Annotated in this window: 15 protein-coding genes; 5 read left to right on the plus strand and 10 right to left on the minus strand. The window is 52.8% G+C overall.

Annotated features, from left to right (window positions below):
* Positions 1-118 precede the first annotated feature (118 nt).
* The 3 genes from DY252_RS16970 (at position 119) to DY252_RS16980 (ending at position 4,308) form a co-directional block, all read left to right on the plus strand.
* On the plus strand, positions 119-1,783 hold the full coding sequence (locus tag DY252_RS16970) for a GMC family oxidoreductase (protein ID WP_064788538.1): 1,665 nt from the start codon (positions 119-121) through the stop codon (positions 1,781-1,783).
* Positions 1,784-1,934: 151 nt separating this feature from the next.
* Complete coding sequence (locus DY252_RS16975) at positions 1,935-2,912, plus strand: EamA family transporter (protein WP_064788539.1); 978 nt, start codon at positions 1,935-1,937, stop codon at positions 2,910-2,912.
* Positions 2,913-3,237: 325 nt separating this feature from the next.
* Positions 3,238-4,308 (plus strand): cytochrome-c peroxidase, encoded by a 1,071-nt coding sequence (locus DY252_RS16980; RefSeq protein WP_064788540.1) that lies wholly within the window; start codon positions 3,238-3,240, stop codon positions 4,306-4,308.
* 77 nt (positions 4,309-4,385) lie between these two features.
* Here the strand turns inward: DY252_RS16980 and DY252_RS16985 are convergent, their stop codons facing one another.
* The 4 genes from DY252_RS16985 to DY252_RS17000 form a co-directional block, all read right to left on the minus strand.
* On the minus strand, positions 4,386-6,302 hold the full coding sequence (locus DY252_RS16985) for an autotransporter outer membrane beta-barrel domain-containing protein (protein WP_129542758.1): 1,917 nt from the start codon (positions 6,300-6,302) through the stop codon (positions 4,386-4,388).
* 154 nt (positions 6,303-6,456) lie between these two features.
* Positions 6,457-8,448, minus strand: a complete 1,992-nt coding sequence (locus DY252_RS16990; RefSeq protein WP_064788542.1) for an alkyl/aryl-sulfatase — start codon at positions 8,446-8,448, stop codon at positions 6,457-6,459.
* A 704-nt stretch (positions 8,449-9,152) separates the two neighbouring features.
* Positions 9,153-10,733 carry a DHA2 family efflux MFS transporter permease subunit gene (locus DY252_RS16995; protein WP_082923432.1) on the minus strand — a complete coding sequence of 527 codons (1,581 nt, stop codon included), beginning with the start codon at positions 10,731-10,733 and terminating at the stop codon, positions 9,153-9,155.
* Positions 10,733-11,836 carry an HlyD family secretion protein gene (locus DY252_RS17000; RefSeq protein ID WP_082923433.1) on the minus strand — a complete coding sequence of 368 codons (1,104 nt, stop codon included), beginning with the start codon at positions 11,834-11,836 and terminating at the stop codon, positions 10,733-10,735. The genes DY252_RS16995 and DY252_RS17000 overlap by 1 nt, the downstream gene beginning before the upstream one ends.
* A gap of 93 nt (positions 11,837-11,929) precedes the next feature.
* Here DY252_RS17000 and DY252_RS17005 point away from each other — a divergent pair, with 93 nt between their 5' ends.
* A complete protein-coding gene (locus DY252_RS17005) occupies positions 11,930-12,568 on the plus strand; it encodes a TetR/AcrR family transcriptional regulator (RefSeq protein ID WP_064788544.1) in 639 nt (212 codons plus the stop codon).
* A 167-nt stretch (positions 12,569-12,735) separates the two neighbouring features.
* Here the strand turns inward: DY252_RS17005 and DY252_RS17010 are convergent, their stop codons facing one another.
* From DY252_RS17010 to DY252_RS22195, 6 genes are all read right to left on the minus strand, one after another.
* Positions 12,736-13,200, minus strand: a complete 465-nt coding sequence (locus DY252_RS17010) for a RidA family protein (RefSeq protein ID WP_082923434.1) — start codon at positions 13,198-13,200, stop codon at positions 12,736-12,738.
* Positions 13,193-14,068, minus strand: coding sequence for a PhzF family phenazine biosynthesis protein (locus tag DY252_RS17015; RefSeq protein WP_064788545.1), 876 nt, complete (start codon positions 14,066-14,068; stop codon positions 13,193-13,195). Before DY252_RS17015 ends, DY252_RS17010 begins: the two co-directional genes overlap by 8 nt.
* Positions 14,065-15,939 (minus strand): TRAP transporter permease, encoded by a 1,875-nt coding sequence (locus DY252_RS17020; RefSeq protein WP_064788546.1) that lies wholly within the window; start codon positions 15,937-15,939, stop codon positions 14,065-14,067. The genes DY252_RS17015 and DY252_RS17020 overlap by 4 nt, the downstream gene beginning before the upstream one ends.
* Positions 15,940-16,007: 68 nt before the next feature.
* On the minus strand, positions 16,008-17,009 hold the full coding sequence (locus DY252_RS17025) for a TAXI family TRAP transporter solute-binding subunit (protein ID WP_064788547.1): 1,002 nt from the start codon (positions 17,007-17,009) through the stop codon (positions 16,008-16,010).
* Positions 17,010-17,089: 80 nt separating this feature from the next.
* Positions 17,090-17,932 (minus strand): helix-turn-helix domain-containing protein, encoded by an 843-nt coding sequence (locus tag DY252_RS17030; protein WP_082923435.1) that lies wholly within the window; start codon positions 17,930-17,932, stop codon positions 17,090-17,092.
* A gap of 203 nt (positions 17,933-18,135) precedes the next feature.
* On the minus strand, positions 18,136-18,306 hold the full coding sequence (locus DY252_RS22195) for a hypothetical protein (RefSeq protein ID WP_165374919.1): 171 nt from the start codon (positions 18,304-18,306) through the stop codon (positions 18,136-18,138).
* 419 nt (positions 18,307-18,725) lie between these two features.
* Here DY252_RS22195 and DY252_RS17035 point away from each other — a divergent pair, with 419 nt between their 5' ends.
* A complete protein-coding gene (locus DY252_RS17035) occupies positions 18,726-19,940 on the plus strand; it encodes an NADP-dependent isocitrate dehydrogenase (RefSeq protein ID WP_064788549.1) in 1,215 nt (404 codons plus the stop codon).
* The last annotated feature ends 92 nt before the right edge of the window (positions 19,941-20,032 follow it).

A 20,032-nucleotide genomic window follows, 5' to 3' on the forward strand; every position in this document is an offset into this window, starting at 1 on the left:
GCTTGCAGATCAAAAGAACAAGCGGCCATCGGAATTGCCTTTGCAGGCCTTTGGTTGCGCGGCCCTTTGGGCCGAGAGCCAAACCGATAGAAACCAACAGGGAAGGCGCGTCACAACGATGACAACCACAGAAAACTTCGACTATGTGATCATCGGAGCCGGTTCTGCCGGCAGTCTGCTTGCCAATCGGCTGAGTGCTGATCCCAAGAACAAGGTACTGCTGCTTGAGGCCGGCAAGGCAGATAACTATGCATGGATCCACATTCCGGTTGGTTATCTTTATTGCATTGGCAATCCGCGCACCGACTGGATGTATCAGACCGAGCCGGACAAGGGCCTGAACGGCCGTGTCTTGCGCTATCCGCGTGGCAAGGCGCTGGGTGGATGTTCGTCGATCAACGGCATGATCTATATGCGCGGTCAGGCCCGTGACTATGATAACTGGGCCAAGATCACCGGCGAAGAAGCCTGGGATTGGCAGCATTCCCTGGCCGATTTCAAGCGCCATGAAGATCACTACAAGCTTGATAACGGCAACACCCCCGACACACAAAGCGGCAAACCGTTTTCCGAGATGCATGGTCATGGCGGTGAATGGCGCATTGAAAAACAACGGCTTCGCTGGGACATTCTTGACAGCTTTGTCGAGGCTGCAGGCCAAACCGAGATCGAGCCAACCGATGATTTCAACGACGGCGACAATACCGGCATTGGCTATTTTGAAGTCAACCAACGGTCCGGCTGGCGCTGGAACACGTCAAAGGCCTTTATCCGCCCAATCAAATCGCGCCAGAACCTGACAGTCTGGACCGAGGCACAGGTGGAAAAACTGACCTTTGCGACCAATGCCGACGGCCAAACGGTATGCACCGGGGCGATCGTCAACAAGGCGGGAACGTCACTTGGCGTTACCGCCAACAAGGAAGTCATCCTGTCTGCCGGGGCTGTGAACACGCCGCAAATCCTGCAACTGTCTGGCATTGGTCCGGCAGCACTCCTTAAGCAGCATGGCATTGACGTCGTGCTTGATGCGCCCGGCGTCGGACAGAACCTGCAAGATCATTTGCAAATTCGGGCGATCTATAAGGTGCATGGGGCGCGCACGCTCAACACCCTTGCCAACAGCCTGATCGGCAAGGCGCAAATCGGCCTGCAATATTTACTCAGCCGTTCCGGCCCGATGAGCATGGCCCCCAGCCAATTGGGTGCCTTCACACGGTCAGATCCATCGCGGCAATATTCAAATCTTGAATATCACGTCCAGCCGCTCAGTCTTGAGGCCTTTGGCGGTGATCTTCATGATTTCCCCGCGATTACAGTATCGGTCTGCAACCTGAACCCGACCAGCCGCGGCACGATTAACATCAAGTCCGGCGACTTCCGCGACGCGCCGCAAATTGCGCCCAATTACCTTGATACCGACGAAGACCGCAAAGTCGCCGCCGACAGCCTGCGACAGGTCCGTGACATCATGTCAAAACCGGCCATGGCAAAATACCAGCCCGACGAATTCAAACCGGGCGTTCAATATCAAAGCGATGAAGAGCTCGCCAAGCTGGCCGGTGATATCGCCACGACCATTTTCCACCCGGTCGGCACCGTCAAGATGGGCCGCAAGGATGACACATCAGCCGTGCTTGACCCGCATCTTCGCCTTAAGGGTGTTGCGGGCCTTCGCGTTGTCGATGCGTCCGTGATGCCCGAAATCACCAGCGGCAACACCAATTCGCCGACCCTGATGATTGCTGAAAAGGCCGCTGGATGGATCCTGTCTGACCAATAAGTGCGATCTGCGCGCGGCCTTTCCAAACAACTGAAAACCAGACTTTTGTTTGCATGAATTAATTTCAGATATTGATACCGAAATTCCTGTCGCGCATTTTTCGCATTTGGGGCAACATGGCCGAAGATCATAACTTTCAGAAATTCTTCATATGCCCGTATTGCTCCTGCTTTTTAGCACCACACTCGTCTGGGCCCTGATGTTGGTCAGCAACCGCATTGCGCTGACCAGCTTTGCGGTTGATGCCTATGCCATGACCTGCTGGCAGCTTGTCTTTGGCGGGATGGCACTTGTCCTGATAGCACCGGGGCGCCGCATTCCGTGGCGGCAATTCGCCTTGCCCATCAACTGGGCCTATGGGTTCCTGCGTGTGCTGACCGGGGTAAGTTGGACGGCATCCCTTTTATATATCAGTGCACCTGAAAGCGGCATTCTATCGCAAACCGGGATGCCGATGGCGGCCCTTGCCGCGACCTTTATCCTTGGGCGCGCACCGGGGCGTTCGGAATGGCTTGGCCACGCGATCCTGATATCCGGTGCCTTGTGGCTAGCCTGGCATTTGCCCGGTGGTTTTGCCAACCCGGCCGTGCTTTTGATGCTGGCGTCCGAAGTCACAGCAATTTCTTCCTCGGTTCTGGCGGAACTTCATCCCGATAATCAGGTCAAGGACACCTGGGCGCATCTGCGTTTTACCGGGGTGTTGTTGTTGATTACGGCCTCGGTCTTTTTGATTGCCCCGCCGGTGGTCGAATTCATAAGTCCGGTTGCGATCCCCTATATCTCGACCGATGGACTGTTTGGCACCGAAACCCTGATTGCCGGACTTTTGATCGGGATTCTGTTCCGCGGGCCTGCGATGGTCTTAACCCTTCGATCCATTAAGATTGCCGGGGTTGAGAAATACATCCTGTCGACAAGCATCCTGCCCTTTGTCCTTTTGGGTCTTGAGATGCTGGCCGCCAAATTCGACCTCACACCGACGCCAACCCATGACAGTGTGTTCTGGATCTCTTCCCTTTTGGTGATGATCGGGATTATCCAGATAACAGCGTCAAAACACCGCCACGCCGCAAAGACCAAACGGATTGCTGCGACGGCAAATACGCCTGCAACCCAAAGCACGACCTGAGCAAAGAAGACAAGACCACGATCTCCCTGCAGGATGCATCTCTCCCCTCCATCGGAGAGAACATATGACCTTCCCCGGTCGCTATGTCCCCCGGCATCTTGCGCCTTTCGGTGTCCCCCCGAAAGGCTGAAACGCCCGGGCCTCCCACCCGGGCGTTTTCTTTGTCCTGCACGGATTGCCAAGGCACATTTGCGAATTCTCATTATTGAAATTAAATTTAAACCATTAAAATAAAACACTATTTAATTAATAGGTTGATGTATATCACGGTTTCACAACCCCATTTTTGCTCTAGTACCCGAACCACCAAAAATGGGAGAGAGAAATGACATCCCGACGCCTGTTTTCCAAAGCCCTTCTGTCCACTGTTGCGACATGTGCCCTTGGCGGTGCGGCAATCGCGGCAGAACCGGCCGAACTTCGTGAGAGCGCGCTGGACTATTTTGAAGTCATTCCGTCGATGGTTCCCGCCATCGAAGGCAATGCCGTCACCCGTGAAAAGGTCGAACTGGGCAAGATGCTGTTCTTTGAACCGCGCCTGTCAGCCAGTGCGATCATTTCGTGCAATACCTGCCACAACCTTGGCATGGGTGGGGATGACAATCTGGAAACCTCCATCGGACATGGCTGGCAGAAAGGCCCGCGTAACGCGCCAACCGTTCTGAACGCCGTCTTCAACGAAGCCCAGTTCTGGGATGGCCGCGCCGAGGACCTTAAGGCACAGGCCAAAGGCCCGGTTCAGGCCGGTGTTGAAATGGCCAGCACGCCAGAACGTGTTGTCACCGTGCTGAAATCCATCCCGGAATATGTCGACCATTTCAAAACGGCATTCCCCGGCGAAGATGATCCGGTAACCTTTGATAATATGGCAAAGGCTATCGAGGCATTCGAGGCAACCCTGATCACCCCGGCCTCCCGGTTTGACCAGTTCCTTGAAGGCAATGACACCATCATGACCGAAACCGAGATGACCGGTCTTGAACTGTTCATCGATACCGGCTGTGCATCTTGCCACAACGGGGTGAATGTCGGCGGTACGGGTTATTATCCGTTCGGTGTTGTTGAAAAGCCGGGCTCAGAAGTCCTGCCACCTGATGACAAGGGCCGCTTTGCCGTCACCCAGACAGCAAGTGACGACTATGTGTTCCGCGCCGGTCCTCTGCGTAACATCGCGCTGACCGCGCCATATTTCCATTCCGGCAAGGTCTGGGATCTGGAACAGGCGGTTGCGATCATGAGCAGTTCACAACTGGGTGCCGAGCTGTCTAAGAATGAAGTCAAGGCAATCACCGCCTTCCTTCAGACCCTGACAGGTCAGGAACCGCAGGTCACCTACCCGATCCTTCCGGTCAGCAGCACGGACACGCCGAAACCGGCCGCGATGATTGCCAACTGATATTGCATCCGCGCGCAATATCAAGTTGATCCGGTGCCCGTCACCCTATCCTGGGTGGCGGGCATTTTTTTACACCGTCAAAAGGCAAAGGATACCCGTGCCTTTGCCTCCCAGATATCAAGTCCGTTCTGCCCGATACTCAGATAGCCTGCCCCAACATCGAAAAAGATACTGTCGTCATAAACAAACCGCATCCCGGCCCGAAGAGTGCCTGTGATTGGGGATGTATCCTGATAGGTCAAATTGCCCGACAGGATTTCACCATCATTCGGACGCACAAAACCATATTGCATGCCAAGCTCGCCATAAGGCATGCCGATCAGGTCTTCGGACAGGAATAACAGTTTGCTGGCCTCGCCCGAAATTTCCGCTTCGCCATAGCCAAAATGATCCGATCCGACATTGACGGTCACGGGATTCCCGGCAATTGCCCCGCTCAGATCATAATCCTCAACAAAGGTTTCAGCATACGAAATGCCAAAGCGCGGCCGGAACGTCCAATTATCATAGCGATATTGCCCATTCAGCGCGGCTGCACCGGACAGCTGGTGGGAGAAATATTCCCCTTCCAGAACAAGAACATCCAGATTGTTATGCAAAGCCATATAGCCAAGCGATCCTTCGATCGCCCATTCCGGGGACAGACGATGGGCGATATAGGGTCCGACCGACATGCCATAGGCACTGGTTTCAAGATTGTTGTTAAAGCCTTCTGACGAACTGCTTTCAAAGGATGCCGAAACACCTGCAACCGTGTCTTCGGCAATTTCGCGGTCCACACCAAAAAGGAAAGAGCCACTAAACGCCGTCGTATCAAGACTATGACGGCGGTCGTTGGCATAAATGCCCCGGGCTTCCGACCAAAAGTTCCATAACGGCTCTTCAAAAAACTCGCGTCCGGGTGTAAGCGGCACATCGGATTGCCCTGTGATCGAAGCAACAGTCACCCCGGTATATCCGCCCTGACGCACCAATGCACACGGTGCCGTAAAGACCAGCCCTTGGTCTGTGCGGTAAAACTGTCCGTCTCTGTCCAAAACAGCACACGTATCCTCTGGCAGGAATTCTGCTCCGCCTTTGCGAAGCTGCGCGTTGGCAACGGTTTCAGAGACGCCACCAGGCGCCGTTGGCGTCACAGGTGTAACATCCGTTCCACCACCTCCTGGTGGCAGCACGCCAATCGGTGGAGTTATGCCTGTTCCACCATCGGGTGGAAGTACACCGATTGGGGGCGTTACCCCGCCAGGTAAGGTTGGCATAACACCCTCTGGCGGCAGGGTACCAATTGGCGGTGTTACAGCTCCTGGCACTGTGGGTGTAACGCCTTCCGGCGGAAGGGTGCCAATCGGTGGTGTCACCCCACCTGGTACCGTTGGCATCACGCCTTCTGGCGGCAATGTTCCAATGGGTGGGGTAATCCCGGTGCCGCCATCGGGTGGCAGCACGCCAATCGGTGGCGTCACAGCACCCGGCACTGTTGGCATCACGCCTTCTGGCGGCAGTGTTCCGATGGGTGGGGTAATGCCCGTGCCACCGCCCGGAAGGTCTGGTGGTAGAATTGCAACCGGCGGCGCAACCCCAGGGGGGAGGGATGGCATGATACCGGTCGGCGGCAGGGTCGCGATAGGCGGCGTCACTTGCCCGGGCAATTCCGGCATTACGAAATCAGGAAAAAGATCACCAATCGGGGGCAGGTTGACGCCACCTTTCTGGTTCTGACTGTCAAGCAGACAGCCGCCGCCACTATTGTCATATAAATGGTGTGTGCCACCATTACCGGTCGAAACAACATCAGAAAGGGTTAAATGCAATCCACGGCGGGATTCTGTCCAAGTATCCTTGGTCGCACCTTGCGCATCAAGGCGAAACGCTCCCGCGCTGGTCCCTGACAGCCAAACGGAACGTGCGCTATCTGCGGTCTTTCCAACGAAAAGCAGACCACCATCGGCAGAACATTTGGCAGCACGCGCATCAGACAATGCACTTGTCGTCAACAAAATTCCTACAACGAACGCCGCTCTTTGCCCCCGACCAGACCACCCCATGCGATACCCCGTATGCTGTTTATCATTTTCTTGCGCCCACAGACCAAAATATGACAGGCGGAAAGCGATGCTAACAACGCTCTCCGCCCTGTTAATGTGTCGCCTACATCGCCTCTTTCGGTGTCACGATCGGCCACCAGAATTCAAAGCTGTCGAGCAGCCCTGTGAATTCAGTGAATGCCACCGGGTCACCGCTTAGCGTCGCTTGATTGCCATCGATTTTTTCCTGAAGCGTCGCCTCGCCGAGAATCACGTCATTGAATTCCTGACGACTAACATCAATCGAGACGTCGGCATCCTCAAACGGGTCTTGGTAGTAGTTCAAAACACCGTTTTCGACCGCAACACCGTAGGCCTTATCAAGATCGGTGAGGGTAAAGTTCATCATGATTTTCTTGCCCGCTGCCCGTTCACCATTTAGACGCACCGCAAGATAATCAAAGAACATTTCCATCGGCATGGAACGCACGATATCGGGTGAATCCGTTTTGGGTACCGGCAGTTCCTTGATGCCATTCCGGAGTTCGGTCGCACCGGACAGATAGAAGTTACGCCACGGCCCGCTTTCGGCCTGATACCCCAATTGTTCAAGCGCATCGGCAAGGATCGTTTTGGCGACAACATTGTTCGGGTCTGCCATAACGACGTTATCGAGAACCTGCGCGACCCACCGATACTCGCCAGCATCAAAATCCGCCTTGGCCTTGGCAACAACGGCATCTGCCCCGCCCATATATTCAACGAACTTCTTGCCGGCCTCGACCGGCGGCAACGGGTTCAGGCGCGATGGATTGCCGTCAAACCAGCCAAGATAGAAGTTCCAGACCGCTTTGACATTGTGGTTATAGCTGCCGTAATAGCCACGGTTCGGCCAGTATTTGGCAAGCTCATCCGGAAGCTTCATCATCTCGGAAGCTTCAAGCATGTTATAGCCCATATTTGCCAGGCGCAGGGTCTGGTCGTTCAGGTACTTGTAAACATCACGCTGCTTCTTGACGTGATCGACAATCTTCTGATTGCCCCAGGTCGGCCAGTGATGTGGCCCGTAAAGAACTTCGGCCTCATCGCCCCACCGTTCAATCGCCTGATGCAGATAGGATGACCAGGCGCGCGCATTGCGGACCTTTGCCCCACGCAGGGTATAAAGGTTGTGCAGCGTATGGTTGGCATTTTCCGCCAGCGACATCGCCTTGAGTTCGGGGGTGTAATAATGCATCTCGGCCGGGGCCTCGCTGCCCGGAGCCAAAACAAATTCAAAGGTCAGACCATCAATTTCAACGATCTGGCCGTCTTCTGTAATCACGTCGGTCGGCTCAATCAGGGTGGCGAGACCTGTTGATGTGCCAAGCCCCAAACCGGTACCAAGCCCGCCTTTAGGTCCCTTGGGCAGCAGGTTGCCATACATATAACTGGCCCGGCGTCCCATATGGTTTCCCGCAAAGACATTCTCGCTGACAGCCTCCTCAACGAAGCCCTCAGGTGCCACGATTTTTACATTGCCTGCGGCAAGTGCGTCTTCGTCAACAACGCTACGCACACCACCGAAATGGTCGATATGACTGTGCGTGTGAATAACGCCAAGAACCGGTTTGTCACCCCGATGGGCGCGGTAAAGTTCCAGCCCGGCCTTAGCGGTCGCGACAGAAATGCACGGATCCATGACGATGACGCCAGTATCACCTTCGATAAAGGTGATGTTCGAAAGGTCCGCACCCCGCACCTGATAAATGCGCGGTGTGACCTCAAACAAGCCCCCCTTTGCCAAAAGCTGCAACTGCCGCCACAGGCTTGGGTTGACGGTATCGGAGGCCCCCATGCCTTCGGCAAACTGATATTGCGACAGCTCCCAAACTGTATCGCCGCCCGTGTTATTGATCACGCCGTCATTGGGAAGCGGCGCAATAAAGCCGCGCGCCACATCTTCGAAGTCCTGCACATCATCAAATGGCAGGTTTTCAAGCACAGCGGCATTGGCTTTTCTGGTGGTTTCGGTCGCGGGTTTGGGGTCTGCAGCAAAAGCGGCCCCTCCCATCGCACATGAAATCAATAGGCTCGTCAGAACACCCGTCGTTGCTCTGAAAGTGTTGCCCTGCATCGTTCCAACCTCCGTTCGCTTTTTGAGTTCCTCCGCCAGTTGGCGAAGCTGGTATGGGAACAAAAATATTCACCAATTCATTCATCCCGATTGCAGATCAACCACATCATACGGGCGATCCCGGCCATGTTTCATGCTGGCAATCAGGGTCGGCACGGCAAAGGCAGAATTTATTTTGAAAACAAGGATTTCAGCGTTGAGGGAATATGCAAATACAAATCGGGTGGAATCCGTCGGCACAAGAGGCACGAATAATTGCAATGGCACTTTGCTGGAACCTCGTGGAAGCGCGGGCATGCCAAACCACCTCAATCCAGGATCAACGGGATATCCCGATCCAATGAGTCGAGCCAGACATCGTCCCACTTCCGTGCAACAGCATCATTTTGAGCGCGCGATTAATGCGTTTTGCGCCCTTTTATTGTCGAAGTCTTTGTTTTGTCAGACTTCGTTGCTGTTTGCGTTGTATGAGTGTGCTTGTACTTTCATACGATTAGAAAAGCTTACGTCAAATCCGCAAAAAATAGAACTACATTATAATCGTTCTATTTTCTCGCCTCGAAAATTCATCAGTTTTGCCATACAAAATCCGGCCCCTGCGATGCAGGGGCCGGTAAGGTCGCACGCAAGCATATGCTTGCCGGGGTCGGGGGAACTGTGTGCGACCTTGTTCTTTTATCCTTGGCGCGCCTGTTCAATAACCTTTAATGCGCGGCATCCACGCCTGGCTCAGCACGCGGCGGCTTGGCAAGTGGTAGTAACAGGAAGGCAATCAGGAAGGCAGCCGCCATCGCCAGATAGACATCGTTGAACGATATGATTGAGGCTTCCCGGTTGACGATATTGACGATGAATTTCATTGCTGCGGCATGCGGATCGGCAAGGCCCATCTCGCCAAACCGTGCGGTAAGTGTGGCAAGATAATCCTTGAACGCCGTACTGGCCGGGTTGATGTGATCTGACAGGATCGAGAAATGATAATCGATCCGCTTATCAAGCAGCGTATTGATCGCCGCCATGCCAATCGCCCCGCCCAGATTACGCATCAGATTATAAAGCCCGCTGGCATTTTTGATCTTTTCAGGTGGCAAGGTGCCCAGCGCCAGATTGGTCACCGGCAACATGCAAAACATCAGTGCTGCACCACGCACAACCTGCGGCCAGATCAGCTCGTTAAACGAAACCTCGCTGGTGTTAAAGCCATGCATGGCAAGACCGGTGGCAAACAACGCAAGCCCGATGCCCAGCACTACGCGCGGTGGATATTTCGCTGTCATCTTCCCGGCAATCGGGGCGGACAGGAACTGGGTAATACCGGTCACCGCCATAACAATCCCGATTTCAAGACTGTCATAACCGCGCACCCGCCCCAGCATTAACGGCATCAGATAAACACTGCCATAAAGCCCGACACCCAGCGTAAAGCTAAACACGCAGCCCATGGTGAAGTTGCGATCAGCAAAGGATTTCAGATCCACAATCGGCTTGTCATATGTAAACATACGCCAAAAGAAATAGATACCGGCAACGGCGCATGTGATGGTGCCATAGATGATCGCAGTTTCATCAAACCAGTCATCCTTGGGCCCTTCATCAAGGACATATTCAAGGCTGCCCAAAAACACCGCCATCGACAAAAGCCCGCGCAGATCAAATCCCTTGAGCAGTCCGATATCCCCGCGATCAACACGCAGCGTCATGGCGACAACGGCGGCAATCATCAGTCCGGGAATAACGTTGATCAAAAACAGCCAGTGCCAGGACAGCGACTGCGTCAAAAACCCTCCAAGGGTCGGGCCGATGGTTGGCGCCATGGTCGCAATCAACCCGGTCATCACCGAGGCGGCGTTGCGTTTATCAGGCGGGAAAATGATATAGGTCGTGGCAAACACGGTCGGGATCATCGCCCCGCCCAAAAACCCCTGCATGGCGCGAAACCAGATCATGCTTTCAATCGACCAGGCAAAGGCCGATGCCACCGACATCACCGTAAAGCCAATTGCAGAAATCACGAACAGCCAGCGCGTTGACATCAGGCGCGACAGGAAACCCGACAGCGGGATCATCACCACTTCGGCAATCAGGTAACTGGTCTGAACCCAGCCGATCTCATCGGGGCTTGCCGACAATCCCGCCTGAATGTTTTCAAGCGAACTCGCAACAATCTGAATATCAAGGATCGCCAGAAACATGCCGACAACCATCGCCACCCAGCCGACAAACTGGGCGGTTTCCATCGGGCGCGTTTCGGATTGCGGCGCTGTTGTCGGGCTGGCGGTTGCCATCAGTTAAGCTCCGAAAGTTCCGCCGTCGGGACGATCCCTTGCGCAAGACCAACACCGGCGATTTCTTCTTCGCCACTGGCATTGCGGGTATCCACATTGACAACCACCGAAAGCCCCGGTCGCAATGCCTTGGCCCATTTGCTGTCATCCAGTTCGATACGAACCGGGACGCGCTGGGTGATTTTGGTGAAGTTTCCGGTGGCATTTTCCGGCGGCAGCAGACTGAATTGCGCACCGGTTGCCGGGGCAAAACTTGCAATATGGCCAACAATCTCGGCATCCGGGAAGGCATCCACCTCGACCGCGACTTTCTGCCCCGGCGCCATGTGGCTGATCTGGGTTTCCTTGAAATTAGCCACGATATAGGTGCCGGGCAAAGGCACCAGCACCAGAAGCTGTTCACCCGGCTGGACCAATGCGCCAGTCTGAACCGACCGATTGCCAACCACGCCATCAAACGGCGCAAAAATCCTGGTATCATCAAGTGCCTGTTGCGCCAGATCACGTGCGGCTTCGGCCTGTTTCACAGCCCGCTCCGTCTCGATCTTCTGGGCGCGCAAAACACCAAGACGGCCTTTTTCCACCGCCAATGTTGCGTTGGCCGCCGCCACCTCCGCCTGCGCGGTTTGGCGATCGGCCTTGGCGTAATCGAATTTCTGGCGGCTGGCCGCACCCTTTTTGACTAGATCGTCATAACGCTTGAAATCATCGCTGGTGCGTTCCAGTTCGACCCGCGCGATATCAACACTGGCCGCGGCCTGATTGATTGCGGCTTCCTGAAGGGTAATCTGTTGTTCCATGGTGCCGACGGCTGACCGGCGTGCCTCAAGAGCCGCTTCGGCCTTGGCCAGTTCAAGGCGGAAATCTTCATCCTTGATGGTCAGAAGCAAGTCGCCCTTGCGCACCGGCTGGTTTTCGGCCACCCGCAAATCCCCGACATAGCCTGACACCTTCGGCGACACCGCGACCTCATCGGCCTGAAGATACGCATTGTCGGTACTTTCATGGTACTGACCTTCGGTCATCCAATAGAACCCGTAATATCCACCGCCACCGATAATCGCCGCTGCGATCAGGGGCAGAATGATCTTTTTCACACTCATTGCCTGATTTTTCCTTTTGGTATTGATCAGTACCATTTGTCTATTTATGGTACTACTCAGTACCAAACGTCAAGTCCGGAATCGGAATCCCCTGTGCAAGACACCAAGAAGATTGATCCCAGAACCGTAAAACGCCGCGAAGCCATCATCGCAACGGCGCGGGAATTGTTTTGCGAACATGGGCTTGCCGGTACGACGCTCGAAATGATCACGGCCGAGGCCGGGGGATCACGCCGAACGATCTATGAGCTGTTTGGGAATAAGGACGGTGTATTCGAAGCCGTCATTCGCGATTGCACCGGGCGAATCACATCGGTCATGAGCGACCTCGAAATGTCGGACTTGCCGCTCCGCGCGGCCCTAATCCATTACGGCGAAACGCTGATGACGCTTCTGACCATGCCCGACACCATCCGTTATATGCGCCTGTTTCTGGCCGAGGTGCCCCGCTTCCCGAAACTGGGCAAGGTCTTTTATGAAAGCGGACTGATGACGGGGCGTCGATACATTGCGTCTTATTTCGAACGCCAGATGGCAGAGGGCAACTTCCCCAAGGGCAATCCCTGGCAAGCTGCGGTGTTCTTTTCCAGCCTGATCAAGGCGGATTACGATATCCGGCAAATGTCCTATATCGATTGGGAGCCGCAGGAAAAAGATCTGCGTAGCCATGTGATTGCGGCGGTTGATATGTTTCTGCGTGGCCACGGGCTAGATCCGGAAAAAATGACGTAAACCATACGACGAACAACCCTCATGCCTGTGGTCGAAGGTGTTCGCATAGACTTTCGAAATTTATCACCCTGCAAGGTGGTGCTTCTGATATCGGAAAAATTCCTTAAGACCATCTCGAAACCTCACTGAAGCAAAGAGTTTTACTGAACTCTAATCAAGACCTTGCACTAAGCAATAATTTGAAATACCGCTTCAATTTCGACTAACCCACCAGAAGGCAAACTACTAACACCAACCGCAGTCCGGATATGTTGTCCAGCGGACCCTGGCCACACTGTTCGGAAAACGCTTGAAGCACCGTCAAGGACCTTAGAATGGTCTTTGAAGTCCCTTGTTGCAGCGACAAATCCTCGCACTGACACAACTTGACTAATCCGGTTTAAAGCTCCCAGATGCCCTTTAGCCACTGCCAAGCATCTTAACGCACAGACCTCTGCCGCTTTAACGGCCTGACTGATGTTCTCTCCATCATCAATTGGTCCGTATAGAACTCCATTTTTTGATCGCGATAGCTGGCCTGACGTATGAAGCAACTCATTGACAACTATTGCGGTTACATAGTCTCCATTGGCTTTGGGCAGTTCTGGCAAATGATAACCTGACAGGTTCAACCTCTCTTCAACATCATACATGACCAGCCACCCTCGACATACTGCGCTCGACAATACATTCACCTTTCAACCAACATGACACCACCTTGCCATCTTGTTGCTCAAAGCTAATGTCGATACGCGAAGGAAAGTTCATTGCCTCGCCCTGATGGATTACGACACCTTCAGTATCTTCAACGTAGTTCAAGTCCAGCAGACCGAACGCAAGTGCCGACGCTGCAATTCCTGTAGCCGCATCTTCCGGATAGCCGGAATTCGACGGGAACTGGCGCGCATGAAAATGACCACGCTCCTTGCCCACAGCGAACGGATATAGTCCGGTACTCTCCATTTGGTTACAAACTGACCGAATATGCTCGAAGTTTGGTTTCAATTGATGGAGTTCTTCAACCGATTTAATCGGGATCAGCGTCTTGGTCCTACTTGTTTTCGCATTCATGCATACAGCGTTGTGAAAGTAGTCGTGGGGCAGGTTTAAGACGGATGCAATATCCTCCCCAGCTTTGCGAGATAGCTTTCTAACAACCCCAAGGGGCTGAGAAATTGCAATAGCTCCACTTTTTGGGACAATTGCTCGCACCAGACCACTTTTTGTTTCGATCAGCTGATTTTCGCCAGCAATCAAACCTGCATCACGCAAAGCCCAGAGCGCTCCGATGGTTGCATGGCCACACATTTCCATTTCATGATTTGGGACGAAGTACCGCATTTGCCAATCTGCAGGTGAAACTTCGCTTGGCTTCTGAACAAAACCGCTTTCATGACCGGTAACTTCGGCAATCTTGCGCATCTGCTCATTATCAAGTTCATCAGCAGCGATAACAATCGGCGCGGGATTTCCCCCGTATTCGGTAGCAGGGAAAACGCGAATGATTTTTATGTCTGTCATTTTTTATCTCCAGCAACACTCATCGCATCTTCACTGCACTTCTCGTTTCTTTTTACAAATGAATACAACAAGATAGCCCCACCAATAGCAGCTCCGGCGACTTGCAGAGACCAACTAGGGAAAAGAATAAGGATTGAAGCGGAAGCAGTTATGAGGCGTTCATACGCGTTCAACTTAGCAAACGCCTGTCCAGTTGACGCAACAGCAAGAAGAGCAAGCGCAAAAACACCTGTTCCAGTTGCATGTACAACATCGGAAACATTGTTTGTAAAAAGTAACCCGTGAAACACAAACAGGACCGGCATGATGTAAAGCCCTTTGCCTAACATCATCGCATTAACTCCTGTTTTAACCGGATTTCCTCCCGCGATACCAGCTGCAGCAAAAGCTGCGAGACAAACGGGTGGTGTTAAAAGAGAGTCCTGGCTTAGCCAGAAAATGGCCATGTGAGCAGCAACCGGCTCAACACCCAGCGACACTAGTGCTTGCGCCCCAAATGCAGCGACGACAATGTAGGATGCCGTAACAGGCAGCCCCATTCCGAGAAACATTGAGATCAGTGCAATAAGCCCTAGAATGATCAAAGCGTTCTCGTTACCGAAAGCAGCAAGAGATTGCGCAAGAGCTACAACTAGACCAGATGTTTCAACGGAGACGACAATGAGACCAGAACAGATCAAAACAATTGCTGTTGGAAGCACTGTTTTCATCGTGTCTTCGACTATCGGAATCCATTTTGAAACCGTCAGAGGTTGCGGGCCAAGAAAGCTGCATACCACAACACCTGCAGCAGCAATCGCAGCTGAATAAACAGGTGAATATCCAATTGAGAGCAAGATAATCAGGACAGCGATAGGAACAATGAAAGCAACACCATCGCGAAGCCTTACTTCAGGAACCTCGTCATCCTCACAGATGTTTAGCTTCCCTGATTTCAACAGTTGCAAATGAACTGTGAAGGAAATCGACATAAAGTACAGAATGGCGGGGATGATCCCTAGCAGAACGAGTTCGGTATACGGAACTCCAACCCAGTCCGACATTATAAAGATTCCGGCGCCCATGATCGGTGGCACAAGTTGAGACCCGGTCGAAGCCGCAGCTTCGACGCCACCCGCTATTTCAGGCTTCAAACCTGCTCGTTTCATCATCGGGATTGTCAACGCCCCCGTACCTGCAACGTTCGCCACAGCACTGCCACTGACGGTCCCCATGAGGGCGCTGGACAACACAGCGACATGGGCTGACCCACCCGGAATTTTTCGCAACAGACTGGCAGTGCCATTGATGATGAACTGCGTAGCACCTGCCGCACGCATCAGACAGCTCATGAAAACAAACATGAAGATGATTGTCGCTGAAATCGTCGTTGTGGATCCTAACAGAGCGCCATCTTGCCAAAATAGCCGATAGGCCATCCGATATTCGCTGATACCTCCAAAGAAAAACACACCATCAGCGTATTTTCCCAGATACATAACGTAAGCCATCAGGAAAACAGCAATGGCCGGTATCACCCACCCAACCACGCGTCGGGTCAGTTCAAGGACCAATAATACCGCTCCAAATGCGACCAATTGGTCCATAAGTGTCAACTCGAAGCGCTCAAAAACCTGGTCCTCGTTCAAGATGAAATAGACACCGGCGCAGAGACCTGTAAGTGCCAAAACTGTGTCTCGAAGTCTTTTTAACAGGGTAGCATCCTTCAGCAAGCTAAAGGCACCAAAGCCAAGACACAGAACAAAGGAAAGATGCCATGCATTCAGAATTGTGTCAGATATCGGAATGAACACGATAAATGTGATATGCAAGGCAATCGCAATCGCGGCCAACACACGCCAAGCGAGCGCGGAAAACAGAACTGTCCGCACGAGAGAGCTCCCAGGTTTTAGGTAAGAGAGGAAGGCGGCGGGAGAACAACGTCTCCCGCCTCAAGACATCAGGGCAGCAGATGGGTGGGGACATCTATCCCGACATCTTTGTAGTAACGAATGGCACCAGGATGCAGTGGGACAGGTAAACCCTGTAGTGCGTCATCCATACTGATCGCGCGGGCCGCCTGATTGGCCTGTTGAAGTTTGTGAAGATTTTCAAACATTGCCTTGGTAATCAGATAGACAGTTTCTTCAGACAGACCGGCAGATACTGCAAGGAAGTTTGGCTGGCGAATGGTCTGTACCGTCTCACCCTGATTCTCGTATGTTCCTGCTTTGATTTCTGCGCGCGTAAAGAGCCCGCCTGAGCCCTTGCTTATTGCCTCAAGCTGCTCATCGCTGACATTTAGAAGAGCAATCTCGTCGCCCGAAGTAACAAAGGCCTGCGCGACAGAAGGGGTTGGCACACCGGCAGAAGCACTCATGCCGTCAATTCGCCCGTTTTGCAGCGCCTCTGCTGCCGCATCATATTTCATGTTGGTCACTGAGAATGCTTTTTCCGGCTCAATGCCAACAGCACCAAGAACCAAACGAGAGGTCCCTTCTGTTCCAGAATTACGCGGTCCGATAGAGAACTGAGTGCCAAGATCACCGAGATCTGCAAGTGTGCCAGATTTAATTTTATCTTTCCGCACAACGAACTGTTCGACATTTTGCCACAAAGCGGCAATTGACCGCAGATTTGTTACCGCAGGACGCCCTGCGCGTGTACCTGATGCGGTGTATCCGTCCCTGCCGTACAAACCCATCATGATCGCCATCTGGGCTTCACCCAAGCGTATCAGGTCAACATTTTCTGCAGAGCCCCCCCAAGTTATCGGCGACATACGAATGTCGTAGAACTCCGCGAGGTCGTTAGTAACAGCCGTTGAGAGGGCAACGCCTACCGGATAGTAAGAGCCACCGGTTGAAGCCGTGGCGAGAACAATGTTCTCTGCCGCCGCGGCACCTTCTGCGAACAAAAAAATGCCCGCAGCGGCAAACACAATACGTTTAATTCTTCTCATTTTGGTCTCCCTGATTGATACCAAGTCAATCAATAAGCGAAACCAAAATCCGTTGCTTTGTTGTCAGAGCCAGAAAACTTTCAGTTACAGGCCGAAGCGTTTCTTTTTCGTAGAGCGGAGGGGGAAACGCCAAACTTTTCTCGAAAACCGGTTGAAAACGAAGCAGCGCTTTCAACACCAACTGACAAAGCAATTTGCTGCATGGACCACTGAGTGTTAATCACCTGATCATAGGCATGGCGATACCTTTGATCTTTCAAGAACCCGTGAATAGATTTGCCAGTTTGTTGACGAAAAACCCTGACTAGATGTCGACGGGAAATACCACATAACTCCGCAAGAGTATCTATTGAAGGCGGGTCAGCAAGGTCAGAGACAAGTATCTCTATAGCCTGGTCAACAATCCCTCTATGCGTTTCTTGCGGATGAACAAAACAGGCTTTACTTGTTTTGATATTTTTGAGGCAATCTTCTGCGATCAGCGCCGATAGCTTGGTCTTCCAGTCCCTCTTACTCTGCCCAGAAAAGCTTGAAGAGAGGTTATTGTCTTCGCGCTCAAGAACATGCAAAAGATCAACAGTTGTCTGACCCAAAGACCAGATACCAGACATCAAACCCGCCCCTGCCCCAAGGCCAAAGTGGCCCGATAAAAACAATTCCCATTCCTTATTCAAATAGAATGCGAAATGCTTCTGGTCAGAGCGAATGGCTTTCGTCTGATGAGGCACCCCTGACGCAACGTAATATGCGCACCTGCGCTCCAGTGAACGATGCTGCTGCGAGAATTGGTCAATTACTTTCATCGTACCTGATCGGGGTATCAGAATCATCGCATGGTCTGCATGACTGTGCTCTGCAGTTGAATAGAATCTCTCATGCGAGTGAACAAACTTGACAGTATCAGTGTTGGAAAGATCAACCATCGGAAAACGAGCTCAAAGAAAACCTTTTAACTTTTAATAATAGACCAAGCTAAAGTATCGTCCCCATTATGTGAAAAGGCAAATTGATTCCGGTCGCATCTAAAACGCGACATCAAATGCAAGAGACGACCTCATTGATGGTGATCAAAGGCATCAACAGGGTTACCTGCGTGCAACCTAGTCGAACTAGAATCACATTCAAACTAAAACAGCGTCAACAGCCGCCAGGCAATCGGTCCCAGCATTGTCAGGACGCCGACCCACATCATCGCAACACCCCAGTTGCGATCACGATTGGTAAAGCCGAAACCAAGCAGGCAAAAGCCGACAACGCAGATGATCAGGACAACGATGTTTTCACTTGCCAAGTTCATGACAGTTCCCCTTTGATGGCGCCCCGGAAATCGGAGTCTCCCCCATCCACCGGCAATACGGTCACAATATCGGCTAACGGATCAACCGGTCATTGATCCGGATCAGAAAAATCAACTCTGCGAGGCCGATAGACAGTTTTTTCGAACTTCTCGTCAAATTCGACTAAACGATCAGGATTATTGATCTTTTTGGCAACAAAAATCGCCAATTCACCTGATCGAAATGCCCGGATTTCCGGGTTTTGCCGCCCTCATCACATTGTTGTATTCCAGCCCTCTTTGATTTTCTGGTGGCTTCCTGTATGTTGCGGGCTCCCGACGCGGCCAGGGCGCTCCCTCGCGCGCCGGAAGACAGAGATTTAACCATCTTGAATGGCAGCCGCGCTGCATGTCGGCCGCGGCCAGCAAGGGAGTATTCTATGAGCAAGATTAAAGTTAAGAATCCAGTCGTCGAGCTCGACGGCGATGAGATGACCCGGATCATCTGGGACTTCATCAAAAACAAACTGATCCTGCCGTATCTCGACATTGACCTGAAATACTACGATCTTTCGGTTCAGAAACGTGACGAGACCGACGACCAGATCACCATTGATGCAGCAAATGCCATCAAGGAACACCGCGTTGGTGTCAAATGCGCAACCATCACCCCCGATGAGCAGCGCGTTGAAGAATTCGATCTGAAAAAGATGTGGAAGTCGCCGAACGGCACCATCCGTAACATCATCGGCGGTACCGTTTTCCGTCAGCCGATCATCTGCTCGAACGTTCCGCGTCTGGTTCCGGGTTGGACCCAGCCGATCGTTATCGGCCGTCACGCATTTGGTGACCAGTACCGTGCGACCGACTTCAAAGTTCCGGGCGCAGGTAAACTGACCATCAAGTTCCAGCCGGCAGACGGCGGTGAGCCCATCGAACACGAAGTTTTCGACTTCCCGTCCTCGGGCGTTGCGATGTCGATGTACAACCTTGATGATTCCATCAAGGGCTTCGCACGTGCTTGCATGAACTATGGTCTGTCACTCGGTTGGCCGGTTTACCTGTCGACCAAGAACACCATCATGAAAGCCTATGACGGCCGCTTCAAGGACCTGTTCGAAGAAGTCTTCCAGGAAGAATTCAAAGACAAGTTCGAAGCTGCTGGCATCACCTACGAACACCGCCTGATCGATGACATGGTTGCATGCGCGATGAAATGGAACGGTGGTTTCGTTTGGGCTTGTAAGAACTATGACGGCGACGTTCAGTCCGACACCGTTGCACAGGGCTTTGGCTCGCTCGGTCTGATGACCTCTGTTCTGATGACCCCGGATGGGCAGACCGTCGAAGCAGAAGCAGCCCACGGCACCGTGACCCGTCACTATCGTCAGCACCAGCAGGGCAAAGAAACCTCGACCAACCCGATTGCGTCGATCTTTGCTTGGTCCCAGGGTCTTAAGTACCGTGGTGAATTCGACGATACCCCGGAAGTCGTCAAGTTTGCTGAAACCCTTGAGAAAGTCTGCGTCGACACTGTCGAAGCCGGCTTCATGACCAAGGATCTGGCACTGCTGATCGGCCCGAACCAGAAATGGCTGACCACCAACCAGTTCCTCGACAAACTGGACGAAGGTCTGAAAGCTGCAATGGCCTGATCGATCTGATCAAGCGGCAGTTTGCCAATCAGAAAACCCCTGTCGGGAAACCGGCAGGGGTTATCTTTTATCAATACTGAATTCCGGACAAA

Source organism: Thalassospira indica (assembly GCF_003403095.1).
In the GTDB taxonomy this organism is placed as follows: domain Bacteria; phylum Pseudomonadota; class Alphaproteobacteria; order Rhodospirillales; family Thalassospiraceae; genus Thalassospira; species Thalassospira indica.